At 69.0% G+C, this 316-nt stretch carries 1 protein-coding gene; it reads right to left on the bottom strand.

The annotated features are described in order from the left end of the window. A partial coding sequence (locus tag ADL01_RS26240) for an acyltransferase domain-containing protein (protein WP_159049633.1) occupies positions 1-316 on the bottom strand: 316 nt, incomplete at both ends.

The following is a 316-nucleotide window of genomic DNA, read 5'->3' as shown; positions in this document are numbered from 1 at the left end:
CCCGTGCCCCTCAGCGAGCAGACCGCGCGTGGCCTGCTCGAACAGGACCGTCTGACGCAGATTGCGATACCAATACCCGCCATCCATCGGAGTGTCGGCGTCCAGCCACTCCCCCGTCAGCGTCGAGAAGAGCGGGATCTCGGCGGCCTGCGGGGCGACCCCGTCCAACGCCTCGCCGATCTGCTGCTCGATCTGCTCCACGTACGAGGAATGCGAGGCGTAGTCGACCGGGATCGTGCGGGCGCGGATGTCCCGGGCGACGCACTGCGCCACCAGCTCCTCCAGCGCCTCGGGCTCACCCGACACCACCACCTGA

It is taken from the genome of Streptomyces sp. NRRL WC-3618 (assembly GCF_001280005.1).
Lineage (GTDB): Bacteria > Actinomycetota > Actinomycetes > Streptomycetales > Streptomycetaceae > Streptomyces.
The sequence above is the reverse complement of the archived record's forward strand: the minus strand, read 5'-3'. Positions and strand labels throughout refer to the sequence as shown.